The organism is Pseudochrobactrum sp. AO18b, from assembly GCF_000409565.1.
Lineage (GTDB): Bacteria > Pseudomonadota > Alphaproteobacteria > Rhizobiales > Rhizobiaceae > Pseudochrobactrum > Pseudochrobactrum saccharolyticum.
In genome coordinates this window covers 1-4558 of record NZ_ANNO01000021.1, presented here as the reverse complement: position 1 = coordinate 4558, position 4558 = coordinate 1, and the positions used below count along the sequence as shown (strand labels likewise).

The 4558-nt window shown below is 50.5% G+C and carries 6 protein-coding genes; 1 reads left to right on the top strand and 5 read right to left on the bottom strand.

Going from position 1 to position 4558, the window contains the following annotated elements; all coding sequences use genetic code 11:
- Positions 1–39: 39 nt before the first annotated feature.
- From leuB to A918_RS0101090, 5 genes are all read right to left on the bottom strand, one after another.
- The gene (gene leuB / locus A918_RS0101110; protein WP_022709273.1) at positions 40–1152 is read right to left on the bottom strand and encodes a 3-isopropylmalate dehydrogenase; all 1113 of its coding nucleotides are present in this window, start codon (positions 1150–1152) and stop codon (positions 40–42) included.
- A gap of 283 nt (positions 1153–1435) precedes the next feature.
- The gene (locus A918_RS0101105; RefSeq protein ID WP_022709272.1) at positions 1436–1627 is read right to left on the bottom strand and encodes a Trm112 family protein; all 192 of its coding nucleotides are present in this window, start codon (positions 1625–1627) and stop codon (positions 1436–1438) included.
- A gap of 26 nt (positions 1628–1653) precedes the next feature.
- A complete protein-coding gene (locus A918_RS0101100; RefSeq protein ID WP_022709271.1) occupies positions 1654–2352 on the bottom strand; it encodes an LON peptidase substrate-binding domain-containing protein in 699 nt (232 codons plus the stop codon).
- A gap of 73 nt (positions 2353–2425) precedes the next feature.
- Positions 2426–3493: a thioredoxin gene (gene trxA, locus A918_RS0101095; protein ID WP_022709270.1), complete on the bottom strand. Its 1068-nt coding sequence runs from the start codon at positions 3491–3493 to the stop codon at positions 2426–2428.
- 140 nt (positions 3494–3633) lie between these two features.
- Positions 3634–4149, bottom strand: coding sequence for a prolyl-tRNA synthetase associated domain-containing protein (locus A918_RS0101090; RefSeq protein ID WP_022709269.1), 516 nt, complete (start codon positions 4147–4149; stop codon positions 3634–3636).
- Positions 4150–4151: 2 nt separating this feature from the next.
- On the opposite strand from A918_RS0101090, the gene A918_RS0101085 reads away from it, so the two are divergent.
- Complete coding sequence (locus A918_RS0101085) at positions 4152–4460, top strand: hypothetical protein (RefSeq protein ID WP_022709268.1); 309 nt, start codon at positions 4152–4154, stop codon at positions 4458–4460.
- Positions 4461–4558 lie beyond the last annotated feature (98 nt).

The window sequence follows — 4558 nt, the reverse complement described above, 5'->3', positions numbered from 1 at the left end:
CCCCGACGGTTTTTTATGATCAATCAGCTATTATAGATGTTAAGCAGACAATGCTTTAAACTTAGTAAGAATTGCATCGCCCATTTCAACAGTGCCAACTTTCTTCGAGCCTTCCGACCAGATATCACCGGTACGGATACCATCATCAAGAACCGCAGCAATGGCAGCTTCCAGACGATCTGCTTCTTCAATCAGGTTGAAAGAATAACGCAGGCACATTGCGAAAGAAGCAATCATTGCAATCGGGTTGGCAATGCCTTTGCCAGCAATATCCGGTGCCGAACCATGTACCGGCTCATACAGCGCTTTACGCTTGCCTGTTGTTGCATCCGGTGCACCGAGCGAAGCGGATGGCAGCATACCGAGCGAACCGGTCAGCATAGCAGCAACATCAGACAGCATATCACCGAACAGGTTATCGGTTACGATCACGTCGAACTGTTTCGGCCAGCGTACCAGCTGCATACCACCGGCATCCGCCAGCATATGCTCAAGCTGCACATCAGCATATTTTGCTTTATGGGTTGCGGTGACAACTTCGTTCCACAACACGCCGGATTTCATCACATTGCGTTTTTCCATCGAGGTGACTTTGTTGCCGCGTGTCCGCGCCAGTTCAAAAGCCACACCGGCAATGCGCTCAATTTCATAAGTTTCATAAACCTGCGTATCGATACCGCGCTTCTGACCATTGCCCAGATCAATGATTTCTTTTGGCTCACCGAAATACACACCGCCGGTCAGTTCGCGAATGATCAGGATATCCAGACCTTCAACGACTTCTGGGCGCAGCGACGAGGCATCAGCCAAAGCCGGATAGCAGATTGCAGGGCGCAGATTGGCAAACAGCGCCAGATCTTTACGCAGACGCAGAAGACCAGCTTCCGGACGCACTTCATAAGGCACGCTGTCCCATTTCGGGCCACCAACAGCACCAAACAACACGGCATCAGCGGCGAGCGCTTTTTCCATATCGCCTTCTGAAATCGCCTGACCATGGGCATCATAGGCGGAACCGCCCACAAGACCTTCCTCTGTCTCGAAGCCGAGGCCTTTTTCTTCATTCAGATAAGTGATGATTTTGCGGACTTCCGCCATTGACTCAGGGCCGATGCCGTCGCCGGGCAGAAGAAACAGTTTTCTGGTCGCCATAATGCCATGCCTTTTTTCAGATCGACGGACGGTCTGTTCCCGCCAGCGATCTTCTTTAAATTCAGAGCACCCTCCCCCCGCAATTAATCTCAAAGGCAAAGCGCTCACGCGAAAAATTCGCGTTATTCATAGCCTAGAATCTCAGAGAGGGGGAAGTGTCAAACGCAAGATTTGACTCATATTTTTGCGATTCTCGCAATAATCCTAAACGGCATGCAGCCATGGATGAAAATACTTCCGTCTGCTTTGCCGCTTAGACGCTTATCGCTTTGAGAGATGTATTTTAATCTAAAGAGCGGGCTTCCGATGCCAGCAGAATCGGTATGCCTTCCCGCACCGGATAGGCCAGTTTTGCCTTTTTAGAAATCAGCTCGCTGTGCTCGCGGTCATAATCCAGCACACCCTTGGTCAGAGGGCAAACCAGCAATTCAAGCATTTTCGGATCGATCTGCTTTATACTATCCTGATCATGCATACTTGTCAGACCTACATATTCTCAGGCTATTGCAAGCCTGAACCATAATCATCGCCGTTGCGCACCAGAGCAATTTCAGTAATCGCAACCAAAGTTTCCGCACGGGTTTTCAGATCAGGCGCTTCCAGCAGCGCTTGTTTTTCCGCCTCACCAAAAGGCGACATCATTGACAGCGCATTGACCAGTGTTTCATTGCCTGCCTTGGCAATGCTTTCCCAATCCGCCTCAAGACCATTGGCTTCGAGATAATCGCGGAATGCCTGCAACAGCGCTTCACGATCAACCTCTTTTTCGCCCTGCTCTTCTTCGAGATCCTGCAGATAAGGTGTGATCCGCGCCATACGGAACGGATGCGGCACCGGCAGTTCTTCCTCCAGACGGAAGCGGCAAATGCCCTGCAATGTAATCAGCACACGGCCATCACCGGTTTCGGTATAGGATGTGATCCGTCCGAGACAGCCGACCGCACTCAGTTCCGGCCTGTCCGTACCTTTGGCAGCGCCTTCTTTATCTTGCACCGCAACACCATTGATGATTTGCGGCTGGATAATCCCGATCACACGGTCACCGGCCAAAGCCTCATCAACCATCACCAGATAGCGCGGTTCAAAAATATTCAGAGGCATTTGCCCGCGGGGTAAAAGCAGACCGGCTACCAGCGGAAATACAGGAATCACTTCCGGTAAGTCTGACGCTTTTCGGTAATGGACATTGCCCGCCTGCATAAATTCACCTCACATCTCAATACCGGATTACTGTTCCGGTATTGTATCATAATTTAACAATCGTGCCCGCTGCTCAGGAGAATAGCAGCGACGACAATTTACGGCGACCGTGCAAAGTTGCCGGATCTTTAAAGCCCCATGCTTCAAAGAATTGCAGCAACTGCTTGCGCGCACCATCATCATTCCATGTACGATCCGCTTTCATAATCGCGAGAAGACCGTCAGCGGCTTCCTCACGCTTATCCAGCGCATTGGCAATCATTGCCAGATCAAAACGAGCCTGATGGTCGTCCGGATTGGCAGCCAGTCGTGCCTGCAACTCAGCAGGATTGCCAAGATGCGCAACCTGATCTGCCAAAGCGAGACGCGCCTCAACGGCGCGGATTTTCGCATCGTCTTTCTGTTTATCCGGCACCTGAGCAAGCACTTCGCGTGCTTTTTCAAGTTCGCCCAGATCAAACAAGCACTCGGCCAGACCGGCAAGAGCAGTCACATTATCCGGCACATTCTGCAAAACCGCTGCATAAATCTGTGCAGCCTGATCCGGTTCGCCATGCTCCTGCATTTCCTGTGCAGCAGCCAGTGCCTCTTCAATCGCAGCCTGAGGGCCGCTTTTTGCACCGGCGCTTTTGGCAACCTTATCAATAAATTCTTTGATTTTGCTTTCCGGCAAAGCACCCATGAAACCATCAACCGGCTGACCATTGACGAAAGCAATCACGGCTGGGATCGACTGAATACCCAATTGTCCGGCAATGACCGGATGGTCATCAATATTCATTTTCACCAGCTTGACCGTGCCCTGCGCGGCATTGACAGCGCTTTCAATCAGCGGTGTCAACTGACGGCACGGGCCGCACCACGGCGCCCAGAAATCCACCAGCACCGGCTGATTGCGGGACTCACTGATAACATCCGCTGCAAAGCCCGCAGTCGTTGTATCTTTAATCAAACCGGCAGCGGAATCAGAACTGCCAAAACCCGCCAGCGATGACAGCGCACCGGCACTGTCTTCAGCCTCTGCGGGGGCTGCAGTTTCAGCGGACGTATTATAGGTCACGCTGGTATTACCCTGACCGGAGGCTTGGCCATAAGTTGCCCCGTAAGGGTTACCGCCATAAGGATTATTAGCGCTGTTCATTGTCGTCCCTTAATCCGTTCTTCCCGTAGCCATATTACATCATAAATTCAGCTGACTGCGAGCCATGCTGTAATTATGGCAGAATATAATATCTCTGCCATGTTAATTCGGCATTTTCAGCGGCGCTTTCAAGCCCCGCTTTAAGCCGGAGCTGTTTCTGCCGTGCTGACAGACACTATACGCGCTTCATGTCCGGTGGCTTCCAGAAACTTCAGCAAATCATCACGGTGAATCGAGGTCGTCGCCTCATTGGTCAACGGATGCGCATTGATAATCTCATGGCGCATCAAGGCTTCGTCCAGAATGATGCTGACCTGATGGTGCGTATCATTAATCGCACCGAATGCAGATACGGCACCCGGTATAAGCCCCAGATATTCCATCAGCTTTTCCGGTTTGCCGAAAGAGACCTTACTGGCTGCACCGATCAGCGTGTGAATGGTCTTGAGATCAACAACCGCATCTTCTTCAACGGTCACAAGGAAGAAATTGTCTTTCTTGTCTTTCAGAAAAAGATTTTTGGTATGACCACCGGCAATTTCCCCGCGCAAATTCTGAGAATCGGCAACTGTAAACAGAGGCGGATGCGTAACGGTTTGCACCTTGATCCCGAGCGTATCGAGATAATCATGCAAATCAGCAGCGGTTTTAGGCATTTTTGTCTTCTCCTCCAAAGCAGGCTGCATATCTCTTACAAGACAAGCATAAAAAGCTGCAAGAAAACGACAAAGATATGCGTTTGAAACAAAAATGCCGCCGCTTTCGCGACAACAGCCTCAAATTAATGACTGCACCATGCTTCGACTCATTTATTTGCGCTCAAAATATCCTGTTCGCAGGGCTCAAGATCGAATCATTACAAGGATTTATGCACCTTAAAGCGATGTTTCCCGATATATCAGGCCATCCAGCTGTGCGAAAAATGCCTGTATTCAGGGCTTATGGAATTATACACAAAACTGTTTGAAGTTTTTGCAGATTTCCTGTTGCAAATCACTCAGGCTTTTGCCATATAGCGCAGGCCTAACCAACAAACTGGCGCGAGCGGGTGTAGCTCAGGGGTAG

What these genes read in the sequence shown, in the direction of transcription:
- A918_RS0101105 (WP_022709272.1), bottom strand. Translation starts at nt 1,627, where the DNA reads ATGCATGATCAGGATAGTATAAAGCAGATCGATCCGAAAATGCTTGAA.
- trxA (WP_022709270.1), bottom strand. Translation starts at nt 3,493, where the DNA reads ATGAACAGCGCTAATAATCCTTATGGCGGTAACCCTTACGGGGCAACT.
- A918_RS0101100 (WP_022709271.1), bottom strand. Translation starts at nt 2,352, where the DNA reads ATGCAGGCGGGCAATGTCCATTACCGAAAAGCGTCAGACTTACCGGAA.
- A918_RS0101090 (WP_022709269.1), bottom strand. Translation starts at nt 4,149, where the DNA reads ATGCCTAAAACCGCTGCTGATTTGCATGATTATCTCGATACGCTCGGG.
- leuB (WP_022709273.1), bottom strand. Translation starts at nt 1,152, where the DNA reads ATGGCGACCAGAAAACTGTTTCTTCTGCCCGGCGACGGCATCGGCCCT.